General features: G+C 37.9%; 18 protein-coding genes. 3 read left to right on the forward strand and 15 right to left on the reverse strand.

The features are described 5' to 3' along the window. Positions 1–57: 57 nt before the first annotated feature. From AUF14_RS07920 to zapA, 10 genes are all read right to left on the reverse strand, one after another. Entirely contained in the window at positions 58–873 is an 816-nt protein-coding gene (locus AUF14_RS07920) for an aldo/keto reductase (protein WP_049219287.1), read from the reverse strand. Positions 874–967: 94 nt separating this feature from the next. Beyond that, the gene (locus AUF14_RS07925; RefSeq protein WP_016182005.1) at positions 968–2227 is read right to left on the reverse strand and encodes an ABC transporter permease; all 1260 of its coding nucleotides are present in this window, start codon (positions 2225–2227) and stop codon (positions 968–970) included. After that, on the reverse strand, positions 2220–3119 hold the full coding sequence (locus AUF14_RS07930; RefSeq protein WP_049219284.1) for an ABC transporter ATP-binding protein: 900 nt from the start codon (positions 3117–3119) through the stop codon (positions 2220–2222). Before AUF14_RS07930 ends, AUF14_RS07925 begins: the two co-directional genes overlap by 8 nt. A 62-nt stretch (positions 3120–3181) precedes the next feature. Next, positions 3182–3646 (reverse strand): hypothetical protein, encoded by a 465-nt coding sequence (locus AUF14_RS07935; protein WP_016182003.1) that lies wholly within the window; start codon positions 3644–3646, stop codon positions 3182–3184. Beyond that, positions 3646–3849, reverse strand: a complete 204-nt coding sequence (locus tag AUF14_RS07940; protein ID WP_016182002.1) for a helix-turn-helix transcriptional regulator — start codon at positions 3847–3849, stop codon at positions 3646–3648. The genes AUF14_RS07935 and AUF14_RS07940 overlap by 1 nt, the downstream gene beginning before the upstream one ends. 87 nt (positions 3850–3936) lie before the next feature. Then, entirely contained in the window at positions 3937–5712 is a 1776-nt protein-coding gene (gene uvrC / locus AUF14_RS07945; RefSeq protein ID WP_016182001.1) for an excinuclease ABC subunit UvrC, read from the reverse strand. Between the two features lie 81 nt (positions 5713–5793). Further along, positions 5794–6108 carry a thioredoxin gene (trxA, locus tag AUF14_RS07950; protein WP_010744490.1) on the reverse strand — a complete coding sequence of 105 codons (315 nt, stop codon included), beginning with the start codon at positions 6106–6108 and terminating at the stop codon, positions 5794–5796. A gap of 115 nt (positions 6109–6223) precedes the next feature. After that, positions 6224–8584: an endonuclease MutS2 gene (locus AUF14_RS07955; RefSeq protein ID WP_049219282.1), complete on the reverse strand. Its 2361-nt coding sequence runs from the start codon at positions 8582–8584 to the stop codon at positions 6224–6226. A 60-nt stretch (positions 8585–8644) separates the two neighbouring features. Beyond that, complete coding sequence (locus AUF14_RS07960; RefSeq protein WP_102865984.1) at positions 8645–9193, reverse strand: CvpA family protein; 549 nt, start codon at positions 9191–9193, stop codon at positions 8645–8647. A gap of 12 nt (positions 9194–9205) precedes the next feature. Next, positions 9206–9640 (reverse strand): cell division protein ZapA, encoded by a 435-nt coding sequence (zapA, locus tag AUF14_RS07965; RefSeq protein ID WP_016181998.1) that lies wholly within the window; start codon positions 9638–9640, stop codon positions 9206–9208. A gap of 138 nt (positions 9641–9778) precedes the next feature. On the opposite strand from zapA, the gene rnhC reads away from it, so the two are divergent. Continuing rightward, entirely contained in the window at positions 9779–10681 is a 903-nt protein-coding gene (rnhC, locus tag AUF14_RS07970; RefSeq protein WP_049219280.1) for a ribonuclease HIII, read from the forward strand. A gap of 51 nt (positions 10682–10732) precedes the next feature. Here the strand turns inward: rnhC and AUF14_RS07975 are convergent, their stop codons facing one another. Next, positions 10733–11923, reverse strand: a complete 1191-nt coding sequence (locus AUF14_RS07975) for an amidohydrolase family protein (RefSeq protein ID WP_049219278.1) — start codon at positions 11921–11923, stop codon at positions 10733–10735. Positions 11924–12026: 103 nt separating this feature from the next. After that, positions 12027–13490, reverse strand: a complete 1464-nt coding sequence (locus tag AUF14_RS07980) for an amidase (protein ID WP_049219276.1) — start codon at positions 13488–13490, stop codon at positions 12027–12029. Between the two features lie 339 nt (positions 13491–13829). Between AUF14_RS07980 and AUF14_RS07985 the strand changes: the two genes are divergently transcribed. Together AUF14_RS07985 and AUF14_RS07990 are read left to right on the forward strand one after the other, a co-directional pair. Further along, a complete protein-coding gene (locus AUF14_RS07985) occupies positions 13830–15047 on the forward strand; it encodes an IS110 family RNA-guided transposase (RefSeq protein ID WP_102865985.1) in 1218 nt (405 codons plus the stop codon). A 448-nt stretch (positions 15048–15495) separates the two neighbouring features. Beyond that, positions 15496–16770, forward strand: coding sequence for an ISL3-like element IS1476 family transposase (locus AUF14_RS07990; protein ID WP_016252543.1), 1275 nt, complete (start codon positions 15496–15498; stop codon positions 16768–16770). Between the two features lie 193 nt (positions 16771–16963). On the opposite strand, the gene AUF14_RS07995 is transcribed toward AUF14_RS07990, so the two are convergent. The 3 genes from AUF14_RS07995 to AUF14_RS08005 form a co-directional block, all read right to left on the reverse strand. Continuing rightward, a complete protein-coding gene (locus AUF14_RS07995; RefSeq protein WP_227656333.1) occupies positions 16964–19306 on the reverse strand; it encodes an ABC transporter permease in 2343 nt (780 codons plus the stop codon). Between the two features lie 127 nt (positions 19307–19433). Continuing rightward, positions 19434–20126, reverse strand: a complete 693-nt coding sequence (locus AUF14_RS08000; RefSeq protein WP_049220390.1) for an ABC transporter ATP-binding protein — start codon at positions 20124–20126, stop codon at positions 19434–19436. An 80-nt stretch (positions 20127–20206) separates the two neighbouring features. Further along, a complete protein-coding gene (locus AUF14_RS08005; RefSeq protein ID WP_227656334.1) occupies positions 20207–21049 on the reverse strand; it encodes a sensor histidine kinase in 843 nt (280 codons plus the stop codon). Between the last annotated feature and the right edge of the window lie 30 nt (positions 21050–21079).

The following is a 21079-nucleotide window of genomic DNA, read 5'->3' on the forward strand; positions in this document are numbered from 1 at the left end:
AGACATGGAGATGTCTGTTCATGTTTTTTGTATAACAGGTAAATACCGTTATTAAATTTAAAAATCAAAATTATCTGGGTCTGCTCCCAATCGCTCATTAATATTCAGAGCATCAATCCGTTTCATTTCATCATCATTTAATTCAAAGTTAAATACATCGAAGTTTTCTTTAATACGCTCTTCATGGACAGATTTTGGAATCACAATACTATCACTTTGTAAATGCCAGCGAATAATCACTTGGGCAGCAGATTTATCGTGCTTCTCCGCAATTTCAACAAGCGTTGGATTTTGCAAAATCTTCCCTTGACCAAGAGGCGACCATGCTTCAACAGCGATACCTTCTTTCGCTAAAAAATCACGTAATTCCACTTGCGTTAAAGTCGGATGCAGTTCGATTTGATCGACCATGGGTTTGATCTTCGCTGTTTTCATAAGTTCTTCAATGTGATGCTGATGAAAGTTTGACACACCAATTGCTTTTGCTCTTCCACTTTCATAAATCTCCTCCATCGCTTTCCAGGAGTCATTAAACTTGCCTTCAACAGGCCAGTGGATCAAATAAAGATCAACATAGTCTAAACCTAAACGTTCTAAACTATCATTAAAAGCCTGATGGGCAGAATCATAACCTTGGTCAGCATTCCAAAGTTTTGTGGTAATAAACAAATCTTCTCGTTTAGTGTTTGATTGTCGAATTCCTTCACCAACGCCTCGCTCATTTTTATATACCGCTGCCGTATCAATCAATTGATAGCCGTTTTCGATTGCCCACTTTACAGAATTCGTCGCGTCATTGTCTTCCACGCGCCATACACCTAGACCAAGTCTTGGCATCTCAATCCCATTTGCCAACTGTTTTGTTATGTCCATCAAACTTCCTCCTTGTTCGTCATTAATATGAGCCTTACTGTTTTTAGTACAACTCTATTGTCGGAGATTTTGTTTCAACGGTCAACTGAATTGATTATTTCTTTTTCCGATCATTTTGCATGATAGAAATTGATTGTTTCAAAGCACTCCACGTTCCACCTTCGCTGTACACTAATACATTTGATTTGTACAACTGAGCTGAGAAAAGTGTTAAGAAAATCGTGAATAAAACTAAGATTGCTAAGGATACAAAAGCACTAGAAAGTGCTACAGTTCCAGAGGCAAGTCGTAAAGGCATACTGTAAGACGATAAGAAAGGAATATAGGAAGTAACTTTGATTATTACATTAGTTGGATCAGAGGTTCCTAAAATCAAGCTCAACATATAGCCAATCATCGATAAGTAGGTTACAGGCTGGATTGCTTTCGCCGTGTCTTCTGGCTTGCTTACTAAAGAACCACATAACGCTGATAATACTGCGTACAAGAATAGCCCCACCAACATGAAGGTTATAATGACAAAAGCTCCGCTGCCTAATAAGGCCTTAATTGATACATTACTAAGCAGATCCTTTACCATGTCCATATCTTTGAACTGTCTATATCCTAGTACAATAGCAACACCGTAGATCAATAATTGAGTTAAGGCTACTAATAATACACCCAACAGTTTCCCATAATAATGCGTTTTAGCCTTCATGCTAGAAAGTAAGACTTCCATAATTCGCGTGCCCTTTTCAGAGGCAATTTCTTGAGCGATGATGGATGAATAGCTGACAATAAACACAAACATAATGATCGTCGTCAAGAAGCTCAAGATAAACTGTGTTCCCGAGTCCCCACCGTCATTTTTCATTTTTCCGTTCTCAAAAATAACTTTTGTCGATTCAAATTTTGCTGGCTCCATCACTTTTTGAACCTGTGCTGTAGTCAGATTCAATTGACTAGCACGAATATTCGCCTGCATCGAGCTTAAAATTTGTTGTAACTGCATTTCAGTTGAGGTTCCTAAAGATGTTTTGCTGTAAAGTTTTCCAGAAACTTGATCGCTGCCCATTTTCAAATCAAGATAGGCATCGATTTTTTTATCCTCTAACTGTGCTTGTGCTTTTTTGTCGCTGGTAATTACTTTGAATTTGTAATCATCATTTTTAGTTTCAGCCAACTGCTCTGCTATCGCAGGTTGATCACTTATGATTCCGATTTTATTGATGTCATTTGCATCACCGAAGAAATATTGTGACAAATAGAAAATCCCCATAAGTAAAAATGGTGCTAGAATCATAATGAGAAAGGCTGTCGATTTTACGTTCTTTTTATATACATCTTTGATAATAATACCCATTTTACTCATTTACAGCACCTGCTTTCCATTTGAAAATTTCTTCTAGTGTTGGTGGTTGTTGATTAAACATAGGAATATAGCCGTCCTTTGTCGCTTTAACAAAAATTTCTTGACCAGCCGCTGGATCTTCCAACGTTATATCAAAACTACCGTCTTCTTTCTGAATCACTGTATGAACTCCCGAAAAGGCTTCTAATTCTTCTTTGGTCAAATGAGATTCTAGATACAATTTACTTCGTCCAAATGATTCGCGAATCTCATGTACCTTCCCATTTAAGACTGTTTCACCATTTCGCAGCATGATCAGGTGATCACAGATTTTTTCAACATTATCCATATTATGACTTGAGAAAATGACACACGAGCCCTTTTCCTTTAATTCAATAATGCCATTTTTCAATAATTCTGCATTGACCGGATCTAATCCGCTGAAGGGTTCATCTAAAATCACTAACTTTGGTTCGTGAATCAACGTTGAAATCAATTGCACTTTTTGCTGGTTTCCTTTAGAAAGCGATTTTACTTTATCGGTCTTCTTACCTTTGACTTGAAATTTCTCCATCCATTCATCAATTTTTGGTGCAATCTCTTGTTTACTCTTTCCTCTCAATGAAGCAAAGAAAAGTAATTGATTCTCAATCGTTACTTTAGGATATAACCCTCGTTCCTCTGGTAAATAACCAATTGTATTATAGTCTTTTCCCGACAATGTGTGCCCATTCCATAAAACACTGCCAGAATCTTTTGTTAAGAAGTCCAAGATCAAACGAAATGTTGTCGTTTTTCCCGCACCATTTTGTCCGATCAACCCCAAAATCTTCCCGTCTTCAATCGTAAAGCTCATATTATCTAAAGCCTTATACGATCCAAAACTTTTACTCAAATTCTTAACCTCTAACATTTTCTCACTCCTTTTTATTATTAAATCCACTTTCCTTAAAAAATGGATACATCACTGAATGCTTATAGTTTCTTTTTGTAGAAAAAATAGCTAATTATATAGCTGATTAGAAATAAATTTAGCAATCCGCTAGCTGTCGTCATTAATGTTCTTGAAATGAAACTGCCAACTATGCTCAAAATAGCTAAGCTAATAACCATCACAAAGGTCGTTATTTGTAGTGACTTCGCAGAAATCTCAATATTTCGCTCATCGGTCTTAACGATACGCTCCTGTCTTAGCTTTTCAGGGTTCTTCATCGTTTGGCGATTTTTAAAGAGAAAGATCACAAATACTGAACAGAGCGAAAAAAAGAATCCTGACAAAAATCCTACTGCATGATCATTTATTTTCAACTCATACCACTTTGTACCAATAAATAAGATTGCAGAACAGATTAACATAAAGATAATTGCAGCCAAATATCCTATGTTCTTCTTGCGTAATTTCTCTCGATACTCGCGATCTAGTTTTGATAACTCCTTCATTATTCATCCTCCTCATCAAAAATGAAAACTTCTTCTATCATTAAATCAAAAAATCGCGAAATTTTATAGGCTAGGATCAACGAGGCGTTGTACCGTCCATTCTCTAAAGATATAATCGTTTGGCGGGTCACTTCTAAATGATCAGCCAATTCACTTTGAGTCATTTTGCGTTCTTTGCGTAATTCTTGGATTCGATTTTTCAAACGACCACTCCTCAAATGTATAGGTCCCTTTACATTTCATAACAAAAGTATAGCACCCTTTACATTTTGTGTAAAGGGTGCTATACATTATTTTTCTTGCAATTGATTAAATGTATTTTCAGCTACCTGTTTTGGCAAACCTACTTCTTGTAGCTCATCTACGGTTGCTGCTTGGATATTCTTTAGTGACTTAAATTCCTTCAGCAACATTTTTTTACGTTTTGGACCTAATCCATCAATATTATCCAGTTTTGAGGCAAAACTATTTTTACTGCGCAGCTGGCGATGAAAAGTAATCGCAAAGCGATGGACTTCATCTTGAATACGTTGCAGCAGGAAAAATTCTTGTGAATTGCGTTCCAAAGGCACTACGTTCAACTCTGGACCAAATAGCAACTCACTCGTCTTGTGTTTATCATCTTTTGCTAGACCCGCGATTGGGATATCAATCCCTAATTGGTTAGCTAATACATCTTTCGCGACATCAACTTGGCCTTTCCCTCCGTCAATCACAATTAAATCTGGGAATGGTAATCCTTCTTTTAATACCCGAGAGTAACGACGATAAATGACCTCACGCATGGACGCATAGTCATCTGGTCCCTTGACCGTTTTGATTTTATACTTGCGATACTCTTTCTTAGCAGGTTTCCCATCAATAAAAACTACCATGGCAGATACTGGATCTGTTCCCATGATATTAGAGTTATCAAAAGCTTCAATTCGAATCGGTGCGGGAATATTCATAGCATCGCCTAATTTTTCAACCGCACCAATCGTTCGCGCTTCACTTCGACCAATTAGATCGAATTTTTCGTTCAAAGCGACCTGGGCATTTTTCCCTGCCAATTTTACTAGCTTTTTCTTTTCTCCACGTTGTGGTTGTAAAATTTTTGTTGCCAGCATCGCTTCAACACTAGGCTTGTCAATATTATCAGGAATCAAAACCTCTTTAGGAATAAAATGTTCATTTTCTTGATAAAACTGTCCAATGTAGGTTAAAAAATCCTCTTCTGCATCATTATAAAATGGAAACATCGAAACATCTCGCTCAATTAATTTCCCTTGACGGACAAAGAATACCTGTACACACATCCAGCCTTTGTCTGTCGCATAACCAAAAATGTCACGATCCACCAAGTCAGTATTCGTCATTTTTTGTTTTGTCATGACTGTTTCAATTGCTCTGATCTGATCACGGTATTCCGCTGCCTTTTCAAACTCCATATCTGCAGCTGCCAGTTTCATTTTTTCTTCTAATTGCTTCTGAATCTCTGTGTGACCACCATTTAAAAAGCGTTTGATTTCTTCTACCATGTCCTTATAAACTTGAGGATCAACGTGAAAAGCATAAGGACACAAACATTGTCCTAAATGATAATAAAGACAAGGTGTTTTTTGTGACGGCTTGCACTTCCTAAGTGGAAACAATCGATCCAATAATTTCTTTGTTTCATTAGCTGCATTCACATCGGGATATGGGCCAAAATAATGAGCCTTATCCTTCAAGACTTTTCGAGTAATCATCAAACGAGGATATTTTTCATTGGTGATTTTTAGAAAAGGATAGGTTTTATCGTCCTTCAGCATGATGTTGTATTTGGGATCATTTTTCTTGATCAAGTTGATCTCGAGTAGTAATGCTTCGATATTGGATTCTGTTACGATATACTCAAAATCCACGATTTCACTGACTAAACGCTCTGTCTTGGTATTGTGACTGCCAGTAAAATAAGAGCGTACCCTATTTTTTAGGATTTTAGCTTTTCCGACATAAATAATCGTACCGTTTTTGTCTTTCATCAGATAACAGCCCGGTTGATCTGGTAAAAGTGCTAATTTATTTTTGATTCGTTCGTTCATAAGTTGCTTCCCTTCCGAGCTACATCATTAGATTAAAACTAAACTGACAAAAAAGCTGGACAAAATGCCCAGCTCAATTTCTTACATGTGAGCTTGGATAAGCTCTTTTAATTGATCTTTCGTATGAACACCGATGACTTTATCAACAACTTGTCCATCCTTTTTCAAAACCAGTGTTGGGATGCTCATAATGCCGAAGGATGCTGGTGTTTCTGGATTTTCATCCACATCCATCTTTACAACTCTGAACTCATCTTCATCGTATTCTTCGGATAATTGTTCTAAGATCGGTGCTTGCATACGACAAGGCCCACACCAGGTTGCCCAAAAGTCGATCAAAACAAGACCGTTATCTGTTTCTTCGTTAAAAGTTTTATCAGTAACTACTTGTGACATTTGAATTCCTCCTATTATAACTTAGATGCGTTAAAAATTAGCATCTGTTTTTCTTACTAAAAGTAGTATAGCACGGTCCCATTTTCTTCGCTACTGTTCTGCTTACACTTGTAAACTATTTAAAGGTTACCACCGTCGCACCGCTTCCACCTTGGTTTGCAGGGGCAAACTCAAAGTTCTGAACATTCCGATTATTTTTTAAATAATCAGTAATGCCTTTGCGTAGAGCGCCCGTTCCTTTCCCATGAATAATTCGAACTTGAGCAAAGTTTGCTAAAAGGGCTGCATCAATGTATTGATCCACTTCTGCTAAGGCTTCCTCATAGCGTTTTCCACGTAAATCCAGCTCTGGTTTTACTTTGGAACTAGCGCCTCGTTGAATACCAGTGATTACACGCTGCTTTGGTTCTTCTATCGGGGTAGTCAAAGTCATATCATCTTCAGAGACAGTCATCTTTAAAATCCCTAGTTGGACTTGCCATTCATTATCGCTGACTTTTTTAATCAGTGTTCCACGTTGACCATATGTTTCAACGATCACTTCATCGTTGGGTTTAAATTGTTTCTTTGCTTTAGCTTTTTGCAATACTTTATTTTTCTTAAGATTTTCATCTTGTTTAAGATCAGCCAACTGGGTCTTTGCATCAATCAATTGATGTTCTTTTACATTTCCCTGGCCGTCCAGTTGCATCTGACGGATATCCTTAATGATTTTTTCTGCATTTTCTTCAGCTTCACTAACAATCTTATTAGCTTTCTTACGAGCTTTCTCCATTTCTTTTTCTCGTTCATCGAAGAAATAGGAATAGGCATTTTTCAAATCTCGATATAATTTCTCAGACTCATCTACATAATGACGAATCTCCAAATATTCTGTTTCCGTCGCCTTTCGTTGATTCTCTAAATCAGAAATCATTTCGTTCAGGTCTTGACTTTCTTCATCAATGATTTGTTTAGCATTTTCGATCACTAATGGATCTAATCCAAGTCGACGAGAAATTTCAAAAGCATTACTACGTCCAGGTACACCAATCAATAGTCGGTACGTTGGACTTAATGTATCAACATCAAACTCCATACTTGCATTGATCGTATTTGATCGATTATAACCATAGATCTTTAGTTCTGGATAGTGAGTGGTTGCCATTACATAGGAAGACTTTGCCCCAACTGCATCCAAAATTGCGATTGCTAATGCCGCTCCTTCTTGTGGATCTGTTCCTGCACCTAGTTCGTCAAACAACACTAAACTATGCTCATCAATTTTATCTAAAATTGAAACAATATTCGTCATATGAGAAGAGAAAGTCGATAAGCTTTGTTCAATTGATTGTTCATCACCAATATCCGCAAAAACTTCATCGAAGATTCCCATCTCGCTTTCCTCACCAACAGGCAGCGGCAGACCCGCTTGTCCCATCAGCTGCAAAAGGCCTAGGGTTTTAAGAGAAATGGTCTTCCCACCAGTATTCGGACCCGTAACAACGACAGCCTGAAAATCTTCTCCAATCATAAGATCATTAGCTACCGCTTTTTCATGATCTAATAATGGATGACGTGCTTGTTTGAAAAACACATGATTTTCTTGATTAATCATTGGTACGACTGCTTTTAGAGCTTTGGCAAAGCGTGCTTTAGCGTTCATCAAGTCAAAACGTCCTAATACATAGGCGTTGTGTAAAATGTCTTTACGAGGGGCCACCAATTCTGCAGATAACTCAGCTAAAATACGCTCGATCTCAGTCCGTTCTGCAATTTGCTGCTGTCGTAACCGATTGTTTAACTCAACAACTTGTTTTGGCTCCATGAATAAGGTTTGACCAGAAGCGCTCTGATCGTGAACTACTCCACCAAAAACACCACGGTATTCTTGCTTCACAGGAATCACATATCGATCATTTCGCATTGTGATCAAGCTATCGCTCAAATACTTTGCGTTTTTCCCACGAATTAATCCATCTAATTGTTCACGAATTGTTTGTTCGCTACGCCTTATTTGACTGCGGATTATACGTAATTCGGGTGAAGCCTCATCTCGTACACGACCATCTTCTTCCACCGAACGACGGAGTTTTCCACTCAATTCAGGTAAGGTGGTTAATTGGTCTTCCCAGAAATATAAACGCAAAAATTCTAATTCACTATCTTTCAAATCTTCAATAAAACGCACCAATTCACTTGTAGTAGAAAGTACGCGCGAGACTTCAGCCAGCTCTAATCCATTTAGATTAGCTCCGATTTCAATTCGCTTCATGTGTGGCTTGATATTGTTTAATTTAGGAATTGGTAATCCTCCGCGTAGGCGTTGAACCTTCATTCCGTCTTCCGTTTCATCCAGCCATGCCTGGATAGTATCCTCATCATTAGAAGGTGTTAATTGACGGATTTCTTCTTCCCCTTGTTCAGTTGTTAAATACTGTTGAATCATTTTTTTTACTTGTTCGAACTCTAACGTTTTTAGAATACGTTCATTCATTTTTTCACCTTCTATACATAAATAAACCGAAACCTGTCAAACAGCGTCCCGGTTTTTCATTTATCCAATAATATTTGTAACCCATAAATTATTAAAATAAGAACTTAAGAACAGCGAATGTTCGATCATAAACCGAGCATACCAACTTCCTTCGATTTGATTTTGAATTAAGGCCATCGGTACGAAACTTGCTAACTTCAAAATCAGAAAAATGCTAACATAGCAAACAATTAATTGTAAGACACCTGCTACAATACCATCATATTGAGGAATAAGCACTTTGAATAGTAAATCTTTAAAAAAGATTGCGAACAGATGCGTCACCAACCAACCGATGACTAAAATCATGACAAACGCCACTCCAGCATAAAAAGCTTTATCTAAATTAAAAGCTTGTTCGACAGAGTAATAGACCATTTTCGATTCATTTGTTACGGATGGATAAGGTACAAATAAATCCAAGTGAGATCCTAATTGCTGATAAAACATCCGAGCAACTACGAAGGATATCAAATATCCAATCGAAAATACTATCTGGTAGGCTGTACCGCGACGGTAACCCACGTAAAAAGATAGTAATAATGCAAATAAAATTACCAATGTTAACATAGTATCCCTCACTTATTTATTTGCCGCTCTTTTTTGAATCTCACGTTTTCTGTTTTCGTTAACGATTTGCTGCGCTTCTACGTGATTTCGGATTGGAACATTTTCTTTCCCATTTTTCCGCATGATTTCTTTGGCTTCGGCTTCAATTGCTTCGATTTTCTTGATACGATTTTCTAGCTCTAGATTATGGGCTGCTTGCCCTTCAAGCGTATTTTGTTGTTTTTCCAACTTCATCAACGCTTCTTGCTTTTTCAATTGATCTGAGACCGCATTGATCGCCAATAACATCGTGGCTTTTTCTTGCGTAATCCCAGGTGATAACGACATGATCTCATTTAACTGTTCATTGACCAACGCGGTAACCATATCCATATGTTGCTTGGATTCTTGTCCAATGATAGTATAAGTCTGACCGGCAACGATTGCCTTATAGCGATTTTGCGCCATATCGATCAACCTTCCTCAAACAATTTTTATAAAAAATATTCTGATAACAAAAACACTAATATATTATATGCTAAAATCTTTCGTATGTACAACTTTCATCAATTGAAAGCCAATTAACTTAAAGAAAAGAGAAAAAATATGGGTTCTGCTGTACTTAAATTATCAAAAACGGAAATCAAAAAACTGAAAAACTACTATGCTGACTATCTTCTAAATAAGAAAGTTCCTTACAGTGAATTTTCTGCTAAAAAAAATGGCACCAGTATTACCGCCTACACATCGGGAAAAGTCCTGTTTCAAGGAAAAAATGCTGAACAAGAAGCCGCACATTGGGGAAGCTCAGATCCTTCAGCAGCAAAAACAAGTAGTAGCCTACCTAAAAATTTTGCCTCATTAGCTGTGCTTGGCAGTGATGAAGTTGGAAACGGCAGCTACTTCGGTCCATTGTGTGTTTGTGCCGCCTATGCTGATAAAGAACATCTTGATGCTTTAAAACGCTTAGGAGTAAAAGACTCAAAAATGCTTACTGACGATCAAATCCGAAAAATAGCAACAGCGATCAAAGAACTGATTCCTTATCGTTTATTAGTCGTGAATCCAGAAAAATATAATGAGATTCAACCGAAATATAATGCTGTTCGAATGAAGGTCGCATTGCATAATCAAGCAATCCGTCTCTTGTTAGATCAGATTGCACCAACAAAACCCGAAGCGATCCTAATTGATCAATTCACTTCCGAAGCTAATTACATGAAATATGTTAAACAAGAGCCTCAACGCGTCGAGCAAAAAATCTATTTTGTTACTAAAGGAGAACAATATCACCTTTCTGTTGCAGCAGCTTCTATTATTAGTCGTGCAAGCTTTCTTGATGAACTGGACAAAGCTTCATTAGAATTAGGGACAAAAGTTCCTTCTGGAGCAGGCAAACCTTCTGACGAACTTGCTGCTAAACTATTGCGACAGGGTGGAATAGATTTATTACGCAAGTTTGCAAAGCTCCATTTTGCTAATACAGAAAAAGCAAAAAAAATGATGTAAAGAATTGCCTCGCCAAAATTTGCATTTAATTTGGCGAGGCGATACTATTTCTTAAACTTCTGCTCCAGCTAAAAATACCTGTCGAACATTTCGTAATGCCTCAATATCTGTAGTTGCATCTCCATCTACAACAAGTATATCTGCCTGTAACCCTGTTTTCAATTCACCTGTAACCTCGGATAAATCAAATACCCGCGCAGGATTTTGTGTAGCTGTTTGAATTGCTTCGATTGGTGTTAATCCATATCTTACCATTAATTCCAACTCTTCCACGATTGGAACGCTTGGCGCTTCTAACATCACCATATCAGTTCCGGCAAGAATCGTTACTCCTTCATCATAAATTGCTTTGAAGTTTTCCGAATACGCTTGAACCGAGCTTTCAAAGAAATCTAAGTGATGTGAATAGGTTTCAGTTGACTGATTCGAATGATCGATCCCGACTTCTTGAACCTTTTGGTTATATTCTGCCAAAAAATGATAGGCATACATTGTAGGTGTCCAGGATTGTCGATTTTTCACCATTTGTTTAGCCTGTTCAACAGTTAAAAAGTTTCCGTGCTCAATGGTATCGAATCCAGCATCAATACACATTTGAATTCCTGGCTGTGTCCCTGAATGAACCACACATTTCATTCCAAGTCGATGTGATTCCTCGACACCTGCATTCAATTCTTCTTGAGTAAACTCGCAAATATCATCGCGATTTGTTGTCAATAGCTTAATCCAATCTGCTCCATCTTTCTTTTGACGACGAATTGTGTGGCGAATATTTTCTGCACCGTCAACCTCTTCAATACCATCCTCATGTCCGTGTCCACCGGTGATACAAATTCCTCGATCTGTGTGTAGGATGCGCGGTGCTTTCACAAATCCTTTTTCAGCTGCTAGTCGCAATGTTTCTAACAGAAATTGTGGCCCACAACAATCACGGATCGTCGTTACACCTTTGGCTAGACAAGTCTCGGCTTGTTTTTGCGCATAGTAAGCGATCATAAAATCATTGTACCGATGCAGATCAGGTTGCGTCCAATAATAGCCAAGGTGGATATGAGCATCCATCAATCCAGGGAGAATTGTACCACTGCCATAATCACGAACCTCTGCTTGCGGAAAATCCGCCGATAACACCTCTGCTTTTCCGACGGCTAAAATTGTGTCCGCAGCATAAACGATACCGCCATCTTCAATAATGGTCTTTCCATCACCAGTAATTACTTTCTGAGCCTTTAACAAAATCATTCTAGTATCCCCTCCGATTATGAAACGTTTTCACTCTATTAGTGTAACAAAAGAACCGACAAAATTGATAGCTAATTTTATCGGTCTGAACAAATAGTTCTATTTATTTTTCTAAATAATACTCTGGTAAACAGAAGCCATATTCTGTTTCGAACAATTTACCGATTTGTAACAACAAGTCTTCTCGGCCTCGTGCTGCCATAAATTGAACTCCTAAAGGCAAATTCTTTTCAGTTAAATAAGTCGGAAGACTGATCGCGGGTTGTCCCGTTAGATTTGCCAATTGGGTATAGGGTGTGATTTCAAGGCTTTTCTCAAACATTTGATTAATCAAATGATGGAGCTCATTTTCGGTTAAATTTGCTGATGTTTCCAAAGCATCCCGGATCTCAGAACTTTGTAAATCGTCATTTATTTTCGGAGCTGTCGTCGCAACTGTAGGGGTTAATAACAAATCATATTCAGTAAATAATTGCTCCATTATAAAAGCTGCTCGATCCCATACATTCAGAGCATGAATAAAGTGACTAGCAGGAATTTTTTTACCATATTGATAAATTCCCCATGTCATCAACTCCATGTCATTTCTTTCAACCGGACGTCTTAACCCTTGCTCGATTCCAGTAAACATGGCGGCTGTTTCGGCACCGTTCATCATATAATAACTCGCTATTAGTTCTTTTCCGTCTATAGGATAGGAAATCATCTCGATCTGATGACCTTGTTTTAATAAAAAATTATGTGCTTTTTCAACTGCGCTGGCGGCCTCAGGAGATACATTTGAATGAATTGGAGAATCAATAATCACCGCAATTTTTAGTTTCTTTTTTTGGGAAGCCTGTTCATGTCTCCATGCTTTTTCAGGAGCTTGATACGGTGCTGCACTATCAATTCCACGCATTCCATAAAAAAGTTTTTCCGTGTCCCGCATCGAAACTGTTAATGCAAAATCAATCGCTGCTCCTTGCCAACCGCGCCAACCGCTTGGCCCTACAGGCATCGTTCCGCGAGTCGGTTTCAAGCCAATCAGACCGCAAAAAGAAGCGGGAATACGAATTGAGCCGCCTCCATCACTAGCTCCTGCTATTGGAACAATACCGGAAGCAACAGCACTGGCGGCTCCACCACTTGATCCACCAGAGTAATAATCAAGATTCCATGGATTCCTAGCCGGACCATAAAGCTCGGCGTCGGTGATGTTTTTAAAGCCAAACTCTGGCGTATTAGTCTGAGCAAATGGCACCAATCCATTTTCTATTAGTTTATTGGTGAAATGACTGTTGCGACTTGAACGATGGTCTCTCAGTAGCTTAGATCCCGATGTACTCAACCAACCTTTTTTCTCTTGACCTAACATTTTCAGCGGGATTGGCAAACCGGCGAATGGACGTTTTAACAAGTCAGTATCTTTTTGATGCTCTTCTCGCGCTTCATTGCCCATCATAGTAACAAAAGCATTAAGCATCGAATTTTGTTTACGTGCTTTCTCCTCAAAATTCGTTAATAGCTCCTGAAAGCTGACTTCTTTCTTACGTAATTTTTCTGCCCAGTACAATCCATCTTTCACCGCAAACACCTCTTCTTTTTTTTATTTTATTATCACAAATATTCTTCTAGAAGACCAGCCACAGACGATTATCCTTCACAAAAAACATACTAAGATTAGAGGGACGAATCAGTGACGGCTGATTCGTCCCTCTATCTTTTCTTTTTGGATTATAGTGAGAAGTGAGAGAAAGCTCGGACATAACCTCATGGGCGGCGTATAAGCCCGCATTTAAAAACGAGCTTCTTCACTTACATTCTTGAATCAGGTTTAAGTATGTTGGGGCTTCGAGCCCGTGTATAGGAAATTGGAATCGGAATGAGTAGTGAAGAACTTTCTAAAACAGAAAGAAGGATTTGTATGGCAACGATTGTCGCACTAGATGTTTCAAAAGGAAAAAGTTTTTATGTGATGTATCAAGAAATGACGTGTCTTTATGAAGGTGAAATCACGCATACCAAAAGCGGTTTTCAAGAATTACATGCTCTTATTAAGAATTTACCTGAAGTGCCGGAAATTGTCTTTGAATCGACAGGTATTTACTCTCGACCAGTAGAAACTTTTTGTCAAAAGAATCAGTTGATTTATTATGTTTTAAATCCACTTCAAGCCAAACAACAGATGGAAAAGGAATCTTTGAGAAAATGGAAGACCGATAAACGGGATGCGCATCGATTAGCACAAACTCATTGGAATAATTCAAGGACGAAGTCTGTTTCAGCTGAACCTCTCTATAAAGAACTTAGAGACCTTTCAAGATTCTATCAAGAAATCATGGATGAAATCGGACGTATGCGCATGCATTTGCACAACGCCATCCAACTAACCTTTCCTGAACTGGAACAAGTCTTGTCTAACAGGCTTACGCCATATGGGTTGACGATGATCGCTCAATACCCTCATCCATCATTCGTACTGAAACAATCTAGGACAATCATTAAAAATCGTCTAATGGCCTCTACCGCAAAGAAAATCTCAGAGAATCGTGCAAGAAACAAAGCAGATGAACTGATTGCTTATGCCAAAGATTCCTATCCAGCTGTTTCTGAAACGGCGATACCCGTCGCAAAAACACGCTATTATGCGGAGCAGCTCCAAGCTCTTTTAAATCAGAAAGAACGCTTAGCGAACCAAATGATTGAAACAGCCAAACAGTTGGAAGAATTTTCAGTGATCGCTAGTTTTCCTGGCATTGGTGAACTCAGTGCTGCCCAGTTCATTGGTGAGCTAGGAGACCTTCGACGGTTTTCTGATCCCAGAAAGGCCAACGCTTATATTGGTATTGACATAAGGCGCTATCAATCTGGAAACTATTTAGCACAAGACCACATCAATAAACGTGGAAATCCAAAGGGTCGAAAAATTCTCTTTTTTATTGTCAAGAATATGATAAAAGCACAACACGCTGCTCCAAATCACATTGTCGATTACTATTACAAATTAAAAAAGCAACCCCTCCCGAAAAAAGAAAAGGTTGCCATCGTAGCTTGTATGAACAAGCTGCTAAAGTGTCTCCATGCCATGATTAGGAATGGGACAAAGTACGATTACTCGTACACGGTCTCAACGGACCATTAATATAGGGTAATTATACCACGATTTTCCCTCCTTTAAAAAAAAGCAAAGTGAGGGCTATTTGATGTGGGTAAAAATAAATAGAGGCTCTTCTTCGTTTCTCTTGACTAATCGTAGGAAGAGGTTGTGACAGAAGTGGTCAGCTTCAAGAAATAAGAAGGAATTTCCGAAAATTGTTTCTCAAATTTTTGTGAAATTTCGGCTTATTTCCGAAGAAGCTACTTCTGGAACACCGTTTATTCGGAAAAAGAAGCTATGACAAGTCTTTTGTCACAGCTCCTTTCTTCATCTCGTTTTTAAGTTATAATTTTGGTTCTATAATATTTTGTGTTGGTGGAAAATCGAAGGCGATTTTCTACTAACACTTTTTTCTTCGTTTCAACTCAAAAAGAGACTCACTTTTGGTAAAATTTAGTCGACCAAAACGTCACCCTACCAAAGGAGTCTCTCAATGGATAATCATACTAGAAAATTACTCGGATTAACAGATAAACATTTATTTTTTGATGAAGAATGGCTGATTGAAAAAGAATATAAAGGCGTTCAAGCGCAGTTTATTAAAGGAAAATTGGATGACTCTCCTTCCTGTTGTGAACACTGTCGATCGGTTCGTATTATCCGCAACGGTTCCTATACGACACGCACTCAGATGTTGAAAGTCAAAGAAAAGTTAACTATTTTAGAATTAAAACGTACCCGTTTTCTCTGTCATGATTGTGGAAGGACCTTTTCTGCGAAAACGGACTTAGTTGATGAACATCATCAACTAACAAAGGAACTGAAGCAGGCGATTCTCATGGAACTGTACGAAAATCAATCACGTAAACTAATCGCTAAGAAGTACTTCGTCTCGGATGGGACGGTGACACGGATCTTGCGTGAAGCAACGAAGCATTACCAGCCACGTATGAACTTCCTTCCGACGGTGTTATGCATGGATGAGTTCAAATCAATGAAGTCTGTTTCTGGTTCCATGAGTTTTATTTGTGTTGATGGAACAACCAATCAGCTATTTACGATCCTTGAAGATCGTAGACTTTACAAACTAACTCAATACTTCCTGCGCTTTCCTAGAAAAGCTCGTTTAAAGGTCAAGTACCTAGTGATGGACATGAATGCCAGCTATTGTCAGCTGCTTAAAACGGTCTTTCCAAATGCGGAGATCGTAACTGACCGCTTTCATATTGTCCAACATATCAATCGCAGCTTCAATCAATTGCGTGTCCAGATCATGAATCGTTTTCGAACCTCACACTCTGAAAATCAGAAGAAGTACCGTCGGCTCAAGCGATATTGGAAACTCTTACTCAAAGATTCCACGACATTGGAGCCACTCAAAAGACATTATCACCGACTGTTTAAACGACCGATTAGTCAAACAGAAATCGTCGATGAACTGTTAAGCTACAACGAAGAATTGCGAACAGCGTATCATTTTTGTCAATTATTACGCTATTATTTCGTTAAACGAGATACGGAAGGCTTTCAAGAAACCCTTAAAACAATTTCATCTACGTTACCTCAGTCGTTTAAAAAGAAATTTACGATCTTCCATCGCTACCAATCGGGTATTTCAAATGCCTTTAAGGTGTCCCACTCAAACGGCGTCACTGAGGGGCTGAATAACAAGATCAAGCTGATTAAACGAATTGCGTTTGGTTATCGCAACTTTTATAACTTTCGGGCACGGATCTATTTACAACAAGGTCTGATCTTTGAAAACTAAAAATATGCGGCGCACAGAACGCGCCGCATATCGGACTAAGTTTTATTCAAATTTGTCTTCACCAACACGATTTGACGAAGAGCCATAATTTTTTAATATGTGCACATCTTCTGATCGGATATTCAGATAGAACACTTACAAAATAGTACACTTTTGAAGATTCAAGATGTTCCATATACTTGAGTTTTTAGAATTATTCTTTGATTCTTTCGGCCAAACTTCGCTTTCCCGAAGACCTCATCACTAAGTATGGGGTCAGTAAACAAATCATGAGCATTAGTAATAACGAGACACTGATTTCTACTATTGGCAAATCAAAGCTAGCGTATGTAGCTGATCGTTTAACAATCGAATACAAAGCATAGGTAATGCCTAGGCCGAAAGTCAGCACGAGACCTCCAACAATCAATGCATAATAACTCCCTTCAAACATTAAAACCTTATTCGTTTGCTTACGAGTCATACCAATACTTTCTAAAGTTGCAAGTTCTTGTTTTCTTGCCAAAATACTAGTAGTAATAATATTGACGAAATTCAACAAACCAATCAAGGCCAAAACTATAGCCAACGTATTGCCCATCATCCTCATTGTACTAATTTCCTCAACTGCTCGATTTCTCATTTCTGTTTTTGTCATTATTCTATAAACGGATTGTTCATCAATAAAACGTTGAAATTGATCAGAGGTCAAATCAGCTGTTTTTTTATTTATATTAATGTTAGCACTCCATAAACTAGCATGAGGAGCAATTTTATCCAAGTATTGTTTTGAGACAAACATTGCTGGAGCACCGCCGGTCTGAAACTCCAAATAATTGTTAGGTACAAAACCAGCAATTTTAACCTGATGTGTTTGTTTATCACTTGTAGAAAATTGTATTTCTGGAATATGTGAAAAATCTTCTGGATGATCGGATTGAATGTAAGCAATGTTTCCGTTTTCAAAAGCCGGTTGATCAAATGATTTTTCTTTGTTTTTTACCAATAGTTTAGCCAACTCATCGGTATCAATGCTGATTAAATCTCCGCTAAAACCATCTGTCTGAATCTTTTTTTGTTCAATTTTTGCATACTTAAAATAGCTATTATAAGAACGAATATATGGAGCGAATTTTTGTTCGTCATAATTCACTAAAACCGGTTCTGAATAATAAATATCTGCTGAAGTTACATCTTCATTTTTATTTATTAATTGAACTAATTGCTGACTCACCTGTTCCTTCTCTGTTCTTTTTGAATCAGATTCTTTGTTATCGGTATTCGTAGGGCTTGGACTAATCATAATGTCATAGTTCATCTCACTCAAAACAAACTTTTCAAAATCCATACTTTTGACGATGGTATTTACCGCCACAAAAGAGGTGATTCCCAAGGTCATAGAGATAATGACAATCAGAGCGCGTTTTTTATCCCGAAAAATATTTCTCCAAGCCATTAGATAAAGCTTTCCGCCATTTTTTGAACGAATATCCCCTTTTTTAACCTTGGACTCCGTAAAATTGAGTGCTAAGATAGGTGAAACCTTAGCAGCATAATTGGCTGGTTTAATCGAACTTAACAGCATGATCATCAGAGCGAACAAACCCGCTCCAAAATAAATTATTGGTTGGGTCGATACCACTACAGCTTCAGAAAAATTTGTAGCCTTCATAACAAAGGGAATCAGTACATGAGAAATACTGAACCCACCGATTAATCCAATCGGAATACCAATAACTGACAAGAGAACAGATTGATAAAAAATGATTTTACGCAATTGTCTTTTTGTTATCCCCAAAGCTTTTAATAGGCCATAGAAACGAATGTCATTGGCAATTGAAATATACAAAACATTATAGATTAACAAGCCACCCGAGATTAAAATGATTGCTAAAAACATCCCTATTCCTAAAATCAATGTAGTTACACTTTGTTTAGACTCTTTCAGTGTCGTCTTTATTTCTTGCGTCTCACTAAGCTTCAATTTTTTCGCAAGCTTCTTATTTTGCTGTCCTAGGTTATTGCTATCCTTATACTTGATCGAATACGTTTTACTGCTGGTCGATGAGCCGTATTTTTCTGCAAATTGATCAGATACTAATACATAGCTAAAATCAACGACTCGAGCAATCACGTATTCTTTGTAATAACCTGATAAAACAAATTCTTTCTGAACGTTTTTTCCATCAATCAAACATGGCAAATAAATTTTCTGGCCTACTTCTGGTTTTGAAATTCCTAATTCCTTCAACGCCGCCAACGGTGCCATAATTTCATTTTCCTTCTCAGGAAATTTACCAGTGAAATCGTTGATTGCTTCTTTTCTTAGTCCATTCCATTCCGCTTTATCATACCAGTGTAATGCCATTTGTATCTTTGTGTTCTTTAATCGCTGACTATCAACAGCGCCAATTGTTTGCTGTGTACCAACTGTTTCAATCGAAGCGTCTTCTTTTAAAATATCAATCTGCTGTTTCGTTAAATCATTAAGATTTGCATCAGCTGTCGTTCCTACTCGTTGAACCGTTTGTTTGTTACTCGCTTCAATGAAACTCATCCCTAAACCAATAACTGATGAAATTAATAACGTTGTCAGCGCTAGGGCTAATACAACAAAAAATTCCGTCTTCGATTGCTTTTGAAACTATTTAGCCATAAGTTATGAATTGCTTGTCGCTGTTCTTTCATGACCAGTCACCGCCTGTTATCTGCACATCAAAAAGTTTGCCATCCTCGATGCGGATTACTCGATCTGCCAATTGAGCGATTTGATCATTATGAGTGATCATAATAACGGTTTGATTGAATTTCTTTGCTGACTGCTTCAATAAACCAAGAACATCTTGACTACTTTTGCTATCTAAGTTACCTGTTGGTTCATCTGCCAAAATAATTGCTGGTTTGGCTGCCAATGCACGAGCAATCGCAACTCGCTGCTGCTGTCCCCCTGAAAGCATCGACGGTAAGCGACTCTCACGGCCTTTTAAACCTAATGTACTGATTACCTCATCGACAAAGGGCTCATCTACTGTATTACCATCTAATTGAATTGGCAGTACGATATTTTCATAAACACTTAGAATCGGCACTAAATTATATTGTTGAAAAACAAAGCCGACATTTCTACGTCTAAAAATCGTTAATTCCTCTTCACTCAAATGCCCCAATTGCTTTCCAGAAATTTCAATTTCTCCAGACGTGGGTCGATCTAAACCTCCCAAAAGATTTAATAATGTACTTTTTCCAGATCCAGAAGTTCCAACAATCGTTACAAATTCATTGTCTTCAATCGTTAAGTTTACATTATCGACTGCGTGAACCTGATTTTCCCCTTCACCATAAGTTTTTGTTAGATGATTCGTTTTAACTACGTTCATACCAACAGCCTCCCTTCTTGATACTTTAACTATAGCAAGGGACCCTTACAGTAAAATGTCAGTCACTGCAAACAAATCTGTCAGTTCTGTAAGAATAGAGAAATCGTCGTCTGTTCTGCTTGAGAATCCGCCAAAACATAGCCTCCTTGTGCCTCACATATCAATTTTGTTAAGTAAAGACCGATCCCAAACCCTTCGATCGTATTTCGATACTGAGACCCACGATAGTATTTTGCAAAAAGCTGAGGTAATTCCTCTTTAGAAATGGTTTTTCCACAATTTTTGATTGAAATTCTTGTATAAGAAATTAGACGATCGACCGATATCTCTATTTGTGAGTCTTTATAGGCGTACTTTATGGCGTTTTCTAACACATTCCCAATTGCTTCACGAGTCCATTTTATATCATGAGTAATTTCAACATCTGCGTCTTTTACTACAAAACGTTTCTGCTCATCCTCAGCTCCACTGCTTTGAAGAATTGCTTGTTGGATTGTCTCACTAAGATTTTGGCGCACCTTTGTTAACTCCATCGATTCCGTTTCGAATTTTGACATGTGTAAAAATTCTTCTACCAACCAATTTAGACGTTGAGAGTCAAAAGACAAGCGTCTTAAGAATTCTTGCGACTCACTTAATGGTAATTGTTTATTTTGCAATAGTTCTGTGAACATCAGCATGCTCGTGATGGGTGTCCGCATTTGATGAGCGGCATCAACCATTAATTCTTGAACACGTTGCTTTTCGCGTGCAGCTGTCTCTTGATAAATTTGATTTGCTTCTGCGATTCGTAATGTTTTGAAAATCAACTTGCTTTCTTGCCCTTCTTGGTAAGAATCAGCGTTTTTCGGAAAATCTCCCTTTATAACACTATCTAAAACTTCTTCAATAGTAGATAATTCCTTTTCATGCTGCTTTCGCATTTGGAAGAAAAAAATCAATAATACGCATAT

It is taken from the genome of Enterococcus avium (genome assembly GCF_002891025.1).
Lineage (GTDB): Bacteria > Bacillota > Bacilli > Lactobacillales > Enterococcaceae > Enterococcus_A > Enterococcus_A avium.